Here is a 17240-nt window from a genome sequence, read left to right as displayed (position 1 = left end):
ACACAAAACCCAATGTGGGAGCGGGCTTGCTCGCGAAGGCGGTGGTTCAGTCGACATCTCTGCTGAATGACACACCGCTTTCGCGAGCAAGCCCGCTCCCACATTTTTGACCGTGTTTTGCTTAGTGACCGCTGGCAGCCGGGCCGGCCTTCGCCGCAAACGGCGGTTTCGCCAGCCACACAATCAGAATCAGCCCCATGAACCCCCAGCCCAGCAACGTGAAGTAATCCACGGTGGAGAGCATGTACGCCTGACTGGTGAGGATCTGATCCATCTGCGCGTACGCCGATTGGCTCGCGCCGCCTAAATGGTTCAAGGTCTCGCGGGTCGCCGGCTCGAAGGTGCTGATGCTTTCGCTCATGTAGGCATGATGCTGATTGGCGCGGCGAATCCAGATCCACGTGGTCAGCGATGCCGCAAAGCTACCGCCCAAGGTCCGCAGGAACGTCGCAAGCCCCGCACCGTCGGCAATCTGGCTCGGCGGCAGGTCGGACATCAGGATGCTCAGGGTCGGCATGAAGAACAGTGCCACGCCGATCCCCATGAACAGCTGCACCAGGGCGATGTGCTGGAAGTCCACCTGGTTGGTGAATCCGGCGCGCATGAAGCAGCTCAGACCAATCGCCAGGAACGCCAGACCGGCCAACAGGCGCAGGTCGAACTTGTTCGCGTACTTGCCGACAAACGGCGACAGCAGCACCGGCAGAATCCCGATCGGCGCCACCGCCAGACCGGCCCAGGTCGCGGTGTAACCCATCTGCGTTTGCAGCCACTGCGGCAGGATCAGGTTGATGCCGAAGAACCCGGCGTAACCCAGCACCAGCACCAGCGTGCCGATGCGGAAGTTACGGTAGGCGAACAACCGCAGGTTCACCACCGGGTGCTGGTCGGTCATTTCCCAGATGACGAACACCGCCAGGGCGATCACCGAAATCGCCGCGCCGATGATGATGAAGTTCGATTCGAACCAGTCCAGGTCATTGCCCTTGTCGAGGATCACCTGCAACGCGCCGACGCCGATGATCAGCGAGATCAGGCCGACGTAATCCATCGGTTGGCGACTGGTTTCCACCGGACGCTTGGCCAGTTGCGAGCGCACCACCATCACCGCAAAGATGCCGATCGGTACGTTAATGAAGAAGATCCACGGCCAGCTATAGCTGTCGGTGATCCAGCCGCCGAGAATCGGCCCGGCAATTGGCGCTACCACCGTGACCATCGCCAGCAATGCCAGGGCCATGCCGCGCCTCGCGGGGGGATAGACGGCAATCAACAGGGTCTGTGTCATCGGGTACAGCGGCCCGGCCACCAGGCCTTGCAGCACACGGAAGCCGATCAGTTCCGGCATCGACGTGGAGATACCACAGAGAAACGAGGCCAGCACAAACAGAATGGTTGCCCAGAGAAACAGCTTCACCTCGCCGAAACGCCGACTGAGCCAACCGGTCAGCGGCAGCGCAATGGCGTTGCTCACGGCAAACGAGGTGATCACCCAGGTGCCCTGCTCCGAACTCACACCCAGGTTGCCGGAAATGGTCGGCAAGGCCACGTTGGCAATGGTGGTGTCGAGCACTTGCATGAAAGTCGCCAGCGACAGGCCGATGGTGCTGAGCAACAGGCTGGGCGGCGTGAAAGAGGCGTTATTGCTCATTGTGAATCCTATGAAACCGGGTTGACGCTATGGGAGCGCGCTTTTTGTGGCGAGGGAGCTTGCTCCCGCTGGGCCGCGAAGCGGCCCTAAAAGCTTCACGACTGCTTCGCAGCCGAGCGGGAGCAAGCTCCCTCGCCACAAAAGCCCGCACCTGAAGGGTGTGACCTTAGCGTTGCGCGGTTTTGCTCACCGCCGCGCTGTTGTCGTGGATCAGCTGCGCAATCATCGCGTCGGCTTCGGCCAGTTGCTGCTCGTAAACGTTGGTGGTGAACGATGCCTTTTGCGGCGGTTGCTGGGCCAGCACCGGACCGCTCTGGTCATGCAGGTTCACTTCAACGTTGGTCGACAGACCGACCCGCAGCGGATGCTTGGCCAGCTCTTCGGCGTTGATGTGAATCCGCACTGGCACACGCTGGACGATCTTGATCCAGTTACCGGTGGCGTTCTGCGCCGGCAACAGAGCAAACGCGCTGCCGGTACCGGCGCCGAGGCTGTCGACGGTGCCGCTGTACTTCACGCTGCTGCCGTAGATGTCAGACTCGATGTCCACCGGTTGGCCGATGCGCATGTCACGCAGTTGGGTTTCCTTGAAATTGGCGTCGATCCACAGCTGATCCAGCGGGATCACCGCCATCAGCGCGGTGCCCGGCTGTACGCGCTGACCGAGTTGCACGGTACGTTTGGCGACGTAACCGGTGACCGGCGCAATCAGGGTGCTGCGAGCGTTGGTCAGGTAGGCCTGGCGCAGTTCAGCAGCAGCCTGCATCACGTCCGGGTGCGACGAAACCACGGTGTCATCGACCAGCGCGCTGGTGGTTTTCAGTTGCTGTTTGGCGTTGGCCAGGGCGTTTTGCGCCGAGGTCAGGTCATCGCGGGCGTGGGACAGTTCTTCCTGGGAAATCGCCCCGCCAGCAGCGAGGTTCTTCCGCCGGTTGTAGTTGTCCTGAGCCTTCTGCACTTCAGCCTGTTGCGCGTTGACCTGGGCTTTCATGCCGTCGACGTTGCTGTACAGGCCGCGCACCTGACGCACGGTACGCGCCAGTTTCGCCTGGGCACTTTGCAGACCGACTTCGGCATCGTTGGGGTCGAAGTTGATCAGCACCTGGCCTTCGTGAACCAGATCGCCGTCGTCGGCGCCAATGCTGACCACGGTGCCGGTGACCAACGGCGTGATCTCAACGACGTTGCCGTTGACGTAGGCGTCGTCGGTGCTTTCGTTGAAGCGCCCGATGAATTCGTGATACGCCCACACGCCAGCACCGGCGAGCAGAACCACGACGGCCAGCACCAGCAGCATGACTTTGCGCTTACGTGGATTACCGGTGTCGGGGGTGTTGTCTTGAGTTTGAGTGTTTTCGGCAGTGGCCATGACAAATACCTGAATTAGTTGTGCGACGTGGCTGGGGTGGCGTTGGCTGCGGTCAGGGTTTCACCCTGAAAGCCGCCGCCCAGCGCTTGCATCAGTTGAATCGACAGGTCGATCTGCTCGGCATTGAGGTTGGCCAGCTGACGCTGGGCCTGCAGCAATTGCTGCTCGATGCTGAGCACGTCCAGGTAGTTGCCGATGCCGGAACCGTAACGCTGGACGACGGTGTTGTAAGAATCCTGAGCAATCTCGGTGGCGTGTTGCTGCGCACCGATCTGCCGGCCGATGTCACGCAACTGGTTGATCGTGTCGCTGACATCACCCAGTGCTTTCACCAGGCTTTTGTTGTACTGCGCCACTGCCAGATCGTAATCGGCGTCGCGCGCATCAAGGTTGGCGCGCAGGCGCCCGCCATCGAAGATCGGCACCGAGATGGTCGGGGCGATGCTGAAGAAGCGACTGGCCGACCCGAACATTGCGTCACCCAACAAGGATTCGGCACCGGCAGACGCCGTAAGGTTCAGGTTGGGATAGAAGCGGGTTTTCGCCGAGTCGATGTCTTTACTCGCCGCCTCTACGCGCCAGCGCGCAGCGACCAGATCCGGACGCCGACCGAGCAGTTCCGCCGGCAATACCGACGGCACGGCCACGGCGCTGGCTTGCAGGACTTTCGGCCGGGCAATTTCGTTGCCGCGATCCGGGCCTTTGCCGAGCAGCACGGCCAGAGCGATCTTGGCGCTGTTCAAGCGCTTTTCGGCATCGATCAGGCTGGCTTCGGAACTGGCCTCAAGGCTTTGGGTTTGCTGGAACTGGTACTGGCTGTCGATCCCGGCACTCAAGCGGCGCTGGCTCAGATCGAGCATCTGTTTGGTGCGTTTCAGATCGTCGTTGGCCAGGTCGTAGACGATGTGCGCCTGTCCCAGATCGCTGTAGGCCCGGGCCACGTCGGCGGCGAGGGTCAATTGCGCGGCCTGACGGTCGATTTCCGCAGCGCGGGCCTGACCGAGAGCGGCTTCCCAGGCATCTCGCTGGCCGCCCCACAGGTCGAAGTTGTAATTGAAACCGGCGCTGATATTGCGCACGGTCGCATAGGCATCGCCCTTGCCCAGCGGATCCTGATCCTTGGCCAGACGTGAGCGGCTGATACCGGCGCTGGCGTCGAGGGTCGGATACCGTTCGGCATCGGCAGCATAAGCGGCGGCGCTGGCCTGATGGGCGCGGGCTTCAGCAATTTGCATGTCCGGGCTGTCGTGCAGGGCTTCGCGGATCAGACCGTCGAGTTGTGGGTCGCCAAGGCTGGTCCACCAGTCGCTTTTCGGCCATGCCGCCGGCGACAGGGTCACACCGTTGAGGGACTGGCCGACTTTCAGGCTTTTCGCATCAAGGTTTTTGCCTTGAGTGTCGAGGCCACTGTAATTGGCGCAACCGGCAAGGATCATTGCCGACAGCACCAGGGTCAGGCTGCTGCGCAAGGTTTTACTGCTCATTGTGTTCACCTAAGCGCTGGATGGTGATCGGGTCACCGGCGGCCAGCAGGATTTTCTTGAGGATGTATTCCAGGGTCTTCAACTCGTCCGTAGTGACGGCGCCGGCCAGTTCATTCATTGCATCGGCGCCGATGTGCGGCAGACGATCGGCCAGTTGCTGGCCCTGCTCGGTGAGTTTGAGCTGCACCTGACGGCGATCGCCTTCGCTGCGTTGGCGAGCCAGGAAACCTTTCTGTTCCAGACGATCGAGCATGCGTGTCATCGAACCGCTGTCCAGCGACAGATGCCGGCACAGCTCGGCCGGAGTATCGACGCCGTACTGGGCCATGATGATCAACACCTTGAACTGCGCGGCGGTGATGCCGTGGGGGTCCATGTGGGTGTCGATGATCTTGTCCTTGAGCAGCGCGGCACGGCCCAGCAACAGGCCGAGATGGCAATGCTTGAATTCGTCCGGGGTGAAATGCTTCATGTGCTCACCTAATAACTGCCTAGGCAGTGAATGTATGTCGAGATGTTACTGCCTAGGCAGCGAATGTCAACGTAATAGTTAGGTTGCTTTGTAATTAGTTGACCAGTGGACTGGGCTTTTGCGGTGCATGGAAGAACGCCATCGCGAGCAGGCTCACTCCTACAAGGGATCTCCTGCGAACACAGACTTCGCGTCGATCAGCAATCCGATGTAGGAGTGAGCCTGCTCGCGATGGCAGCAACTCGGTTTAGAGCCGATCAGGATTCATCGGAAGGATGGGCAGCCGCCGGCGGCTGGAGGGGATGCACTTCGCGCCCGCGCAAGGCGGTGATCGCATAACCACAGGCGCGTTTGATCACCGCATACATGCTGTGCCAGCCCGGCGGTGCGGGCTCGATCGCGGCATGCAACGCGAGTGCATAGTCGAGCACCAGACCGGGCGTCCAGGCCATCACTTCGGCGCGTTTACGCACCTGCGCCGCCACCCAGAACTCGGGGCTGAGTATCACTCTGGCGAAATCGAGCATGCTCGAATGCCCGCGATTCATCGCCCCTTCAAGGGCTGCTTCGAGGCTGTGGGCGACGGCACTCGAGCAGTTGCGGCTGGTGAGGTTGTACGTGCTGTTCTGCCGATATTCGCTCCAGAACGCCTGCAACCGCCGGGCGTCGTAGTGAGCAAAACTGACCTGAACCGAAGACGGGCACCAGTCGGCCACCTCGCCGGCATAGTCAGGCAGAAACCGCCCGGCGACATCGTTGTTCGGCGTCGCCCGCAGCAAGCGCACGAAATCCCCCGCCGAACGATCGATGTCGTCCAGCGGGTAATGGCTGATGTAAATGTCCGGGCCACATTCCAGTGCCGCGTGGCCGGCGGAGATCACGCCGTTGATGTCGACCGCGGCGATATAACGATTGAGCAAGCGGTTGCGCACCAGGGTGTCATCAACGGTGCCGCTGGGTGTCCAGACATGGATAACCAGCGCGGTGCTGGGGGCCGGCCCACCGACCGAGGCCGGACTCGCCAACGGTGGCTGGTGTTTGAAGCGCAGTGACTGGCGCAACAACGCGCAGCCCGAAAGAAAGATGCTCATGCCAATGCAGAACGGCACCGTGCCCTTATACAACGTCGGATACGGTTCAAGGATGAACAGGCCAAAGGTGATTTCGAACAATCCGGTGAGCAGCGACAATCGCCAACCGACAAAGCGCACCACCACCGCCGCCGCCAGCCGAAAGCCGCCATCGAGCAGAAACGCCACACCGAACAGCACTGCCAGAATCAGGCTGGCCACATGTTGCCGGTCGACGATCAGCAGCCCAAGCAGCAGGAACGCCAGACCGCGGGCCTTGCGCAAAGCGGCGGCGGTGCCGGTCTGCGGTGCCGGCACCAACAGAATGATCAGGGCCTCGAGTAACAGCAGATAGCCAAAGACATGCAGCGGAAAATAAAGCACACCGTCCAGCGCATCGATAAAGATCGCCACCCCGGCCGCGCCCCAGACAATGCCGGTCAGCGCCAGCGTCGACCAACGCTTGCGGACAAAGTCATTACCGAGCAAGACCATACTCAAGCGGACCATAGGCGCTTCCTGTTGCATTGGGGCAGTTGCAACCTACCGGGATTTCAGGCTTCGCTGAGTCTAATACATCCTCAAATTTCCGAAGCGCGGACGCGCTTTCTAGGAATCGCCTGATGTCTCTCGGCAGACCCCGTGTTTAACGTACGGTCCTCCCTGGCCAACACGAATAGCCTTTTCATGAAGCGATCAAAACTTCAGCGCCCCATGCACACCCTGGCTGCGGTGACGTTACTGACGTGCGCGTCGGACGCGATAGCGGCGAATTGCACATTCAACGGTTCTTCCCGCACCCAAACGCTCAACTTTGGCGCAAGCCTTGCCAATGGTGGCCTGACAATCCCCGCCGACACACCCGATGGCACAGTGGTCTACCAGGACACCGCGCAGCAATCGAGCTCGCACAGCTGGTCGTGCAGCGCAACTTCGCAATACGGCGTAGCAGTCAATCCCGCGCTAGGCACCCCACCCAGTAACGTAACGACCTTTCCCTTGGGCAAGACCGGGCTCTCGTTCCGTATCTGGATGGATATGTTAAGTCGCTATGAGCCCTCCCTGTTTGCGATCAGCTCAACCTACTACGGCATCGGAGCCGGTACGGTCAGACTGGAAATCGTCAAGACCGGCCCACTGGCGTCGCAAGTCAGGATTGATGCCGGCAATCTGGGCAACCTGCAGTCCGGTGAGCTGATCCTGAACAGGTTTAATCTGGCCAATGCACTGGTACTGAATGCAGCCTCCTGCCAGACCCCGTCCGTACCGGTGGCCATGGGCGATGATTATCAACTCAACGAGTTCAGCCAGGCTGGCGCAACACCGCGCACGGTGCGCTTCAACATTGGCCTGAACCAGTGCCAGACCGGCATCAAGAAAGTCACCTACTCGCTCAAGGCCAATACCACGGTGATCGATGCGGCCAAAGGCATCGTCGCGCTCAATGACAGCTCCACCGCCAAGGGCATCGGCCTGCAATTGATGAATGACGCCGGGCAGCCCATGGCCTTGGGCACCACCTACCCGTTCGACGCGTTCACCAGCACCGGCACCGACTTCAAGATTCCTTTGTCGGCTTCGTATTACCGTCTGCCGACAGATGAACTCAAGGCCGGCAGTGCCAACACCGAGGTCACCTTCATCGTCAACTACCTTTAAATCTAAGGATCGTCTGATGTTCCCGGCACCTGGCCGTCCCTAGAGTGCCGGGATGAGATTGAAGAACTACCTCCACCAGATCAGCCCGATCCTGTCCTCGCCCCACGCGGCACGGCGCCTGTTGCGCATTTTTGCCCTGGTGCTGCTGGTGGGCATTCTCGGCGGCGTCTACAGCTTTCTGTTGTTTACCTTCAATAATGAAGTGTCCCAGCGGCGCAGCTACATGAGCAGCGCGATCGCCGAAGCGCATACCTTTTTCACCACCCGGGAAGCACTCCTGGAAAGCCTCAGCCTGTCGGCCACGCGCATGGCCAACATGGACCTGCCGGTCTCCGATGAAGAGATCCGCCTGCTGCTCGGTCAAGCGCCGGCGCAGCAATGGAGCATCTGGCTGACCCGACGCATGCGCGACTACCTCAAGGCTCGGCAACTCAACCTTGTATATGTCAGCAGCGGCCCCCAGTCTCAAGTATGGCGCCTTTACAACGCGACGCCGGTGACCAGTGCTTTCCCCCGAGCCACACTTGAGCGACTGCAAACCCTCAAACACCACAACAGCGCCAACCTGAAGGAGCTCTGGCTGACCCATGCCGCTGACGGGCACTCGCAGCTGTACATCTTCATTCGCCTGGACGAACGCGACATCAACTCCGGCTGGCTCGGTCTGGAAATGGACGACCGCGAAGTTTCCAGCGCCTTGAGCGATCACAGCGCCGGCGAGTTCACCATGTTCAATTCGCAGGGCATGCCGCTGTTCAGCAACAGCCAAAAACCGCCGCCGGGGCAGTATCTGCCACTGCTGCGGCAACAGGACTTTTTCGGTTTTGTCGGTGACGGCTGGCTGCCTGAACAGTTGGTGTTACGCAAGCAACTGAAATCATCGGATTGGCAGCTCACTTACTCCATCGATTTGCTCGAGGTGCTATGGGCACTGTGGCCGCAAATGCTCGGCGCACTGCTGTTTTGCCTGTTGAGCATCAGCCTGGTGTACCTGCTGACCCGACGCCTGGAACACCGCGTGATCAACCCGGCGATTCACCGGATCCAGGCGTTGGTGGAAAGTGAGCTGTTCAGCCGCGACGTGATCCAGACCGCGCCAGTGGCGCTGTGCGTGCTGCGGCGCACCGACGCTCAAGTGGTGCTGGAAAACACCCTCGCCCGCCAATGGCTGGGCCGCCGTGGCGAACAACTGGGACCGGGCTGGATCCGCGCGGCGTTTGACGACAACGAACCCGGTCTGACCGATTACTTCGAGACCGCCGATGGCCGTCACTTGTACCTGAGCTGCGCGCCGACCCGCTACAAAGGCGAAGACGTGTTGCTCTGTGCCTTCAGCGACATCAGTGCACGCCGGCAAATCGAAGCGGCGCTGGAACAGGCTCGCCAGTCGGCCGACGCCGCCAATGAGGCCAAGACCCTGTTTCTCGCGACCATGAGCCACGAAATCCGCACACCGTTGTACGGCGTGCTCGGTACCCTGGAATTGCTCGCCCGTACGCAACTCGATACCCAACAGAAAAGTTACCTGCAAGCCATCGAAGGCTCCTCTGCCACCCTGCTGCAACTGATTTGCGACGTGCTTGATGTGTCGAAAATCGAGGCCGGGCAACTGGCGCTGGAATTGAGCGAGTTCCGCCCGACGACGCTGGTGCACGAAGTGGTGCAAGGCTACGCGGCGGCGGCGCAGAGCAAAGGCCTGCAACTGTACGCCTGCCTCGATCCGCAAACGCCGGAGCGGTTGATCGGCGATGCCAGCCGCGTGCGGCAAATCCTCAACAATCTGCTGAGCAACGCGGTCAAGTTCACCGATTCCGGGCGCGTGGTGCTGCGGGTCAAACTGCTCGGTCGCGAAGGCGAACGGGTGTGCCTGCAATGGCAGGTCTCGGACACCGGCAAAGGCATCGCCCATGACGATCAGGCGTTCATTTTCGAACCGTTCTACCAGACTGAAGGCAACACCAACGTGGTGGCCGGCACGGGCCTGGGCTTGCCCATCTGTCAGCGGCTGACGCACTTGATGAACGGCACCCTGCGCATGGTCAGCGAGCCGGGGCTGGGCAGCAGTTTTGCCTTGAGCGTGCCGCTGGAGCAAACCTCAAACAAGACCTCACCGGCCGTCGTACCGGCATTGGCGCCGGACCTCGTTTACGTGGTTTCGCCTGTGCGCGAACTGGCCGAAAGTCTCTGCGGCTGGTTGCGCCGCTGGGGCGCCCGTCCGCAGATAGGCACACCCGATTGCACGGAACCCGACTGCAGCGTCGTGCTGCTTGAGCTGTATCCCACGCCCTCCGATCTGCGCCCGAGCCAGGCATGGCCCGGCCCGCGAGTATTGGCCAGCGGCGACGGAGCCCACGAGCCGCAGTTCGGCGCTGATGGCTGGAAGGTCAATCTGAATGATCTGGCAGCGATCCAGCGCGCCGTTCGCCAGGCTCAGGGCGGCCAGATCGCCCCCCTCCCTGAGCAACACGAACCGCATAGGCTGCGTCCATTGCGTCTGCACATTCTGGTAGCCGAAGACAACGCCATAAACCAACTGATCCTGCGCGACCAGCTCGAAGAACTGGGCTGCACGGTGGCGCTGGCCAGCGATGGCGAAGAGGCCTTGTCACTCTGGCGCGGCAGTGAGTTCGACATTGTCCTCACCGACGTCAACATGCCGCGCCTCAACGGCTACGAACTGACCGCAGCCCTGCGCCGCGCGGGCTGTGTCACCCCGATCATCGGCGCCACCGCCAACGCCCTGCGCGGAGAAGATGCCCTGTGTCTGGCGGCCGGCATGAATCACTGTCTGGTCAAACCTTTTACGCTGCGAGCCTTGCTCGCGGCCCTGGCTCCTTATGAACGAGTTGCTCATGAAGCCCTGTAGCATTTTGATAGTCGAAGACCACCCCTTCCAGCACCGTTATTTGCAGAATCTGTTCAACGAGTTGGGCAACTTTGACGTGGTCGGCGTCCGGGACGGCGAAGCCGCACTGGCCTGCCTGAAACAGCGGGACTTCGACCTGATACTCACCGACTTGCTGATGCCGGGCATGGACGGCGTGCAGCTCATTCAGGGCCTCGCCGCGCAACGTTCGCGCCCCGCACTGGCGATCATGAGCGCGGCCTCGCGACGGATGTTGATGGGCGCCAGTCTGGTGGCGAGCAATCTGCAGGTGAAAGTGATCGGGCTGATTTCCAAACCGGTGACCACCGCCGCCCTGCGCTGCCTGATCAATCAATTGCAGGCGTTGCGTCAGACGGTGCCGGCCGAGACTCGCGAAGGCATCGGGCGCGAGCGTATTTTGCACGCGCTGGACAACGGTGAACTGCAAGCCTGGTTCCAGCCCAAGAAAGCCCTGAACAATGGCCGGATCGTCGCCGCCGAAGCCCTGGTGCGCTGGATTCATACCGAACAGGGCACGCTGCTGCCCGGCGAGTTCCTGCCGGTGCTGGCCGCCTGTGGCCTTGAAGAACAGCTGCTGTGGAAAGTGCTGGAACAAGCGATTGCCGCTCAAGTCGGCTGGCGCCAGCAGGGCTATGACATTCCGGTCTCGATCAACCTGCCGACGCACCTGCTCAACAACCACGACCTGCCCGACCGTATTCACGCGTTCGTGCTGGCCCATCAAGGCTTGCCGGCACGGATCTGTTTTGAGCTGATGGAGTGCTCGGTGCCCGACGACATCAGCAACTTCTATGCCGGTGCCTGCCGCTTGCGGATCAAGGGGTTCGATCTGTCACAGGATGATTTCGGCAAGGGTTACAGCTCGTACATGAATCTGGTCTCGGCGCCGTTCACTGAATTGAAGATCGACCGCACGCTGGTACATGGCTGCAACGCCAACGAAGAGCTGGCCAAGGCCCTCACCAGTATTGTCAGCCTGGGACGGCAGCTGGGTCTGACGGTAGTGGCCGAAGGTGTCGAGACCGCGCAAGAACTTGCTCTGTTGCGTAAAATCGACTGCACTCAGGTTCAGGGTTTCCTGATCTCCCATGCCGTGTCTTCGGATCAATTCCAGCAGTTGCTGACCCATGACGGGCCGGCGAACGCGTACTGACCCGCAAGCGGGTGTTGACGACTGTCACTTGCTATCGAGGTCACTGTGTTCAAAGGCTCTCTCATCTCTGCTGCCCGGGCCCACTGATGCCACATCCCAATGCATTCCTGGAGAAGCTCGCCAGCAGTTCATCGCGCCTGAATAAAAGCCTGCTGGTGCTCGGCGCCTTGGTGTTGCTGTTACTGGGTATCAGCTACGTGGGGGTCAAGCGCATGGTCGAAGAGCGACACGATACCGTGCAGTTTCACTTTGCCCGACTGATGGAGAATGTCCGCGAACAGGAACTGTTCCTGCAGGATATCGCCCGGGAAAGTGCCAAGGGCGAGCGGCTCACCAATGCCGTATTGCCGCCCTACTCCCAAAAGCCCTTGCCCGATGAAGGGCCGGGCATCTATGAGGGCCGTGGCCTGCCGTTTTCGCTGCCCTACAGCCTGAAGATCAATCCGGACAGGATCGCGCCCAGCCAATACCCGAAAATCTTCGCACTCGGCACCCACCTGGCCGCTTACTACAGCGCGTTCTGGTCAGCGTCGCACTATCAGTCGCCCCACGTCGTGCTGATCAATGGTCCCGATAATTTTGATGTCGCCGTACCCTCTGCCGGGCGCTTGCGCGGTAAGGGACAGACGCAGATCGGTCATTTGGTCGACGTAATGACCCAGGTGAACCAGCGCCTGCGCGGGCAAAATTCGCCGCTGCCCGATCTTCAGGTGCACTGGGAACCCTATGTCTCTGCCGAGGATGACAAGAGCACGCCAACCCTGCTGGCCTACGTGAGTATCAACCTGGCCAGCACTGCGCTGACCGTCGAAGGTGCCGATACCTGGGTGGTACTGGGTTCGCTGATGAACCTGTCTCAGGTCAATAACATCGAGCGGCTGATGCAGTGGTCGATCTACGACGACTTCACCTTGATCACCCCGCGTGGTGTGGTCTTGACCGGCGCCCTGAAACCCGGCGAGGTGCTGGATGAAGGGGTGAACTTCAAGCGTGACGGACTGGTGTTTAAACTGAGCAGCCCCGGCGAACAACACTGGACGGCAATCTACTTCATCAGTGTGCGCAGCTTCCTTGATTACGCGCTGTGGCCGTTGCTGTGTCTGCTGGCGCTGGTGTTGGCGGTGCTTGGTTGCAGTAGAGCGGTCAATCGCTGGTACCAGACCCGGGTCATCCTGCCCGCGCAAAGTGCGCACGCCAGCATCGCCGAAAGCGAGGCGTTCAGCCGCGCGGTGATCGACACAGCACCAACCGGCCTGTGCGTGATTCGCCGCAGCGATCACCATGTGCTGCTGGAAAATCAGCGCGCGCAGCAGTGGCATGACAACGGCCAGTTGATGAGTTTGCTCTCCTCGCGCACCGACCCCGGCCACGCTGACCTTGAACTCAACGGACGCTACCTGCACGTTGCCTTCGTGCCCACCCGCTATCAGGGTCAAGACGCCTGGTTGTGTGCGCTGCACGACGTGACCCGGCATGTTGAAGATGCGGCAGCACTGGAAGAGGCGCGTCAGGCCGCCGACTCGGCGAATCGGGCCAAGAGTCGCTTTCTCGCCACCATGAGCCATGAAATCCGCACGCCACTGTATGGCGTACTCGGCACTCTGGAACTGCTGGGTCTGACCGCGCTCGCCCCGCGGCAGCAGAATTACCTGCAGACCATCCAGCGTTCCTCGGCCACCTTGTTCCAACTGATCAGCGATGTGCTGGATGTGTCGAAAATCGAAACCGGACAGATGACCCTCGAACTTCAGGATTTCTGCCCACTGGAACTGACCGAAGACACCGTACGCACCTACAGCGCCTTCGCCCGTTCCAAAGGCCTGCAACTGTATGCCTGCATCGACGCGACGCTGCCGGATCGGTTGCGCGGCGACCCGATACGAATTCGCCAGATCCTCAACAACCTGCTGAGCAACGCCATCAAGTTCACTGATAACGGGCGCGTAGTGCTGCGGGTGCGGCTGCTGGAAAGCGTCGATGGCCGAGCCAACGTGCAATGGCAGATCAGCGATTCCGGGGTGGGGATTTCCCAAGCGCAACAACAGCAGCTGTTCGACCCCTTCTATCAGGTCAACGACGCCACCGAGCAGGCCGGTGCCGGACTGGGTCTGGCCATTTGCAAATGGCTGTGCGAGTTGATGGCAGGCCAGTTGAACGTGGTCAGCGAACCCGGACTCGGCAGCAGTTTCACCCTGCAACTTGCGCTGGAACACGCGCCCGGCGAGCTTGCCGATTGCCCTGCATTCAGCCTCGGTTCCCCCGCAGTCTGCGTGCGGGCACAGGTCACTGAGCAGGCACAACACCTGATCGCCTGGCTCAACCGTTTTGGCCTCGACTGCCGTACGCTGACGGCCGACACCCCTGCGTCATCAGCGCTGCTGGTCGAGCTTGCACCTTTGGCCAACATCAGCGCGTGGCCCGGGCCGAGAATCATCGCCACAGCGGACGGCCCCAATCCGGCGCAGTTACGCGGGATCGATCATGAAGTCGACGCCCATGATGTGCGCGCGATCGCCTGGGCGATTTATCGGGCGCAACACGGCGCCAGCAGCGAAAGTCGGCCTGCGGCGGCGGACAAGCCCCGGCCATTGAAGCTGCATGTGCTGGTAGCGGAAGACAACGTGATCAACTCGGCCATCATCAAGGAGCAACTGGAGGTGCTGGGCTGCTCGGTGGTCGTCGCGACGAATGGCGAACAGGCACTGGCGCAATGGGTACCGGGGCGCTTTGATCTGCTGCTGACCGACGTCAACATGCCGGTCATGAACGGCTACCAATTGGCCACGGCGTTGCGCCAACTGGACCAGACCCTGCCGATTATCGGCGTCACCGCCAACGCCCTGCGCGAAGAAGGCCAGCGCTGCGCCGCTGTCGGCATGAACGCCTGGATGGTCAAGCCGCTGAACCTGGCCACCTTGCGCACGCATCTGGAAAAACACTGCAAAATCGCCTTGCCGGCGGCAGTCGTTGCGCCGATCCAGCTGTCGCCGAAAATGCGCGAACTGTTTGTCACCACCCTGCGTCAGGACATCCACACCACCCTGACAGCACTGGACAGCGCCGACGCCCATCGCGTGGCGCAGCAACTGCACAGCATGGCCGGCGCTTTGGGTGCAGTGCAGATCGAAGCCATGGCCACAACCTTTGTCGAGCTGGAGTGCCGTTTGCACGGCATGGCCGTGACCAGCGCCCTGGACCTGGAAGTCCGCCGGAATCTGGCTCAATTGAACGATCTATTGGATACCCTTGAATAATCTCACTCTGGATAATCACCCATGGAAACCCTCAACGTTGTCATTGCCGATGACCATCCCATCGTTCTGGTGGGGGTACGTGAGCTGGTTGAGCGTGACCAACGCTTTCGCGTGGTGGGCGAAGCCGTTTGCTCCAGCGAACTGATCAACCTGCTGGAAACCCGCCAGGTGGATCTGGTCATCACCGATTTCAACATGCCCGGCGACTCGACCTACGGCGATGGTCTGAAACTGGTGGAGTACCTGACGCGGCACTTTCCCTGCGTCCGCGTGCTGGTGCTGACGATGATTTCCAACCCGCTGATCCTGACGCGCCTGCAAGAACTCGGGGTGCTGGCGATCATTCAGAAAAACCAGTTGCACATCGAAATCGAAACGGCGCTCAAGGCCATCGCCCGGGGTAATCCGGTGCGCAGCAACGGGCCGCCGCCGACTTCGGTGCTCGTCGACAATGCTGACCTCGACGAGCGCTTTACCCGCTTGTCACCCAAGGAACATGAAATATTGCGTTTGTTCGTTTCGGGAATGGGCGTCAGCGAGATTGCCCGGAGTTTGAACAGAAGTGCCAAGACCATCAGCACTCAAAAGATATCGGCCATGCGCAAACTTGAAGTCAGCAGTGATCAGGACTTGCTGACTTATTGCATAGAGCGCGACTTGTTCAACTAACTGGTAATCACACCCCAGTTAAAGACGACTTCTAGGAATCGTCTGATGTCCCGGCAAAAGTACGCGTTATATCGTGTTGTTGTTTTAATCCCAACCATTGGAAACAACATGAAAAAGCTGACTCGCGCACTTCTCGCCCTTTCGATCATCGCCGCTGCCGGCAACGCTCTGGCAGAAGATCCACCTGCCCCAACCCCGACCAAGGCTGGCAGCGGCACCATCAACTTCACCGGCACCATCAACAACGATGCCTGCTCGGTTGAAGGCGCCGGCAAGAACAAAACCATTTCTGTCGACATGGGCGAAGTATCGATCAAGGACATGGGCACCGCCACTGCACCTAAAGGCAACGGCACTTTGAGCGTCGAGAACTTCGACATGAAGATCAACTGCAACGCCGGGACCAAGGTTGCGATGATCTTCGAACCGACCAAGGGCGCAGGTTCGGGCATCGTTGCCGGGACCAAAGTGCTGAAGCTGATCGACGGTCTGGGCGCTGCGAAGAACATCGGTATCGCCTTGCTCGACTCCAACGGCGCGTTGATCGACCTGAGTTCGCCGTCCACCGCGAAGATCGAAAACACCCTGCAAGACAGCAACGCCACGCTGAAATTCTCGGCCGCCTATGTCACCACTGGCGACGTGGCAACCGCCGTTGCCGGTCGTGGTGACGCCACCCTGCCGTTCACGCTGCAATACGAATAACCCGCGCGAGCAATCAAGCCTGGTGCGGGGCCGTCCGGCCCTGCACCCTCATTCAACTGCGCGGTGCCCCTTATGTTTTATCGTCACTCATTGTCCTTTTGCGCGGGCCTTTTGGGCCTGCTCGTGGCCAATCAGGCCATGGCCGGCATTTCCTTGAGCAGCACCCGTCTGGTCTTCGACGGCCAGCACAAGGAAGCCGGAATCACCGTGCGTAACAGCGGTGCAGATGTATTGATTCAGTCATGGATCGACACCGATTCCAGCGAAACCGCCGCCGTACCGTTTGCCGTCACCCCGCCACTGGTACGCGTCAGCGGCGACGAACAGCAGATCTTGCGGGTGATCTACGAAGGCGCGGGCATGCCGACCGACCGCGAGTCGGTGGTCTGGCTCAACGTGCAGGAAATCCCCCAGTCGGCGAAATCCGCCAACACTTTGCAGTTGGCCGTGCGCCAGCGCATCAAGGTGTTCTTCCGCCCGCCGGCATTGAAAAACAACGCCTATCTGGCACCAGGCGAACTGACCTGGCGCCTGACCCAACGCGCCGGCAAGAACTTGTTGGTGGTGAACAATCCAGGCCAGTATCACGTGTCGATTGCCGGTATCACTCTGCAATCCGGCGCAATCAACGAACATCCCTTTGATTCGATGATGATCGCGCCCGGCGAACAAAAAGAGTTCAGTCTCAAACAACTTCACAACGCCAATACAGTACGCCTGTTATTCAGCAGCATTAATGACTACGGCGCACAAGATCGTTATAGCGCGCAACTTTCCAGCAGTGCCGACACTCGAGCCAGCTTGAATAAAGAAGCGCCATAACTTTCGTGCCGCTGCCACAGCAGCACTTTCACTGTATTTCTCTTC

At 60.4% G+C, this 17240-nt stretch carries 12 protein-coding genes; 7 read left to right on the top strand and 5 right to left on the bottom strand.

From position 1 onward, the window contains the following. Nucleotides 1–121: 121 nt before the first annotated feature. The 5 genes from LCH64_RS22670 to LCH64_RS22650 form a co-directional block, all read right to left on the bottom strand. Complete coding sequence (locus LCH64_RS22670) at nucleotides 122–1651, bottom strand: DHA2 family efflux MFS transporter permease subunit (RefSeq protein ID WP_103485343.1); 1530 nt, start codon at nucleotides 1649–1651, stop codon at nucleotides 122–124. Nucleotides 1652–1817: 166 nt separating this feature from the next. Beyond that, nucleotides 1818–3020, bottom strand: a complete 1203-nt coding sequence (locus tag LCH64_RS22665; protein ID WP_103485344.1) for an HlyD family efflux transporter periplasmic adaptor subunit — start codon at nucleotides 3018–3020, stop codon at nucleotides 1818–1820. A 14-nt stretch (nucleotides 3021–3034) separates the two neighbouring features. Then, nucleotides 3035–4504: an efflux transporter outer membrane subunit gene (locus tag LCH64_RS22660; protein ID WP_226501309.1), complete on the bottom strand. Its 1470-nt coding sequence runs from the start codon at nucleotides 4502–4504 to the stop codon at nucleotides 3035–3037. After that, nucleotides 4494–4976: a MarR family transcriptional regulator gene (locus LCH64_RS22655; RefSeq protein ID WP_045122382.1), complete on the bottom strand. Its 483-nt coding sequence runs from the start codon at nucleotides 4974–4976 to the stop codon at nucleotides 4494–4496. Before LCH64_RS22655 ends, LCH64_RS22660 begins: the two co-directional genes overlap by 11 nt. Before the next feature lie 257 nt (nucleotides 4977–5233). Then, nucleotides 5234–6556, bottom strand: coding sequence for a hypothetical protein (locus tag LCH64_RS22650; protein WP_226501308.1), 1323 nt, complete (start codon nucleotides 6554–6556; stop codon nucleotides 5234–5236). A gap of 522 nt (nucleotides 6557–7078) precedes the next feature. On the opposite strand from LCH64_RS22650, the gene LCH64_RS22645 reads away from it, so the two are divergent. The 7 genes from LCH64_RS22645 to LCH64_RS22615 all read left to right on the top strand — a co-directional run bounded on the left by LCH64_RS22645 (nucleotide 7079) and on the right by LCH64_RS22615 (nucleotide 17195). Continuing rightward, nucleotides 7079–7705 (top strand): fimbrial protein, encoded by a 627-nt coding sequence (locus LCH64_RS22645; RefSeq protein WP_226501307.1) that lies wholly within the window; start codon nucleotides 7079–7081, stop codon nucleotides 7703–7705. Between the two features lie 52 nt (nucleotides 7706–7757). Next, on the top strand, nucleotides 7758–10571 hold the full coding sequence (locus tag LCH64_RS22640) for an ATP-binding protein (RefSeq protein ID WP_103485349.1): 2814 nt from the start codon (nucleotides 7758–7760) through the stop codon (nucleotides 10569–10571). Continuing rightward, entirely contained in the window at nucleotides 10558–11745 is a 1188-nt protein-coding gene (locus LCH64_RS22635; RefSeq protein WP_226501306.1) for an EAL domain-containing response regulator, read from the top strand. Before LCH64_RS22640 ends, LCH64_RS22635 begins: the two co-directional genes overlap by 14 nt. Before the next feature lie 86 nt (nucleotides 11746–11831). Next, entirely contained in the window at nucleotides 11832–14999 is a 3168-nt protein-coding gene (locus LCH64_RS22630; RefSeq protein ID WP_226501305.1) for a hybrid sensor histidine kinase/response regulator, read from the top strand. A 21-nt stretch (nucleotides 15000–15020) separates the two neighbouring features. Then, on the top strand, nucleotides 15021–15668 hold the full coding sequence (locus tag LCH64_RS22625; protein WP_003223726.1) for a response regulator: 648 nt from the start codon (nucleotides 15021–15023) through the stop codon (nucleotides 15666–15668). Between the two features lie 108 nt (nucleotides 15669–15776). Further along, complete coding sequence (locus LCH64_RS22620) at nucleotides 15777–16373, top strand: fimbrial protein (RefSeq protein WP_003223724.1); 597 nt, start codon at nucleotides 15777–15779, stop codon at nucleotides 16371–16373. Nucleotides 16374–16445: 72 nt separating this feature from the next. Continuing rightward, entirely contained in the window at nucleotides 16446–17195 is a 750-nt protein-coding gene (locus LCH64_RS22615; RefSeq protein ID WP_226501304.1) for a molecular chaperone, read from the top strand. The last annotated feature ends 45 nt before the right edge of the window (nucleotides 17196–17240 follow it).

This window comes from Pseudomonas sp. MWU16-30322 (genome assembly GCF_020515535.1).
GTDB classification, from domain to species: Bacteria; Pseudomonadota; Gammaproteobacteria; order Pseudomonadales; family Pseudomonadaceae; genus Aquipseudomonas; species Aquipseudomonas fluorescens_H.
Note: the sequence above shows the minus strand (reverse complement) of the source record. Positions and strands in the feature narration are given on the sequence as shown.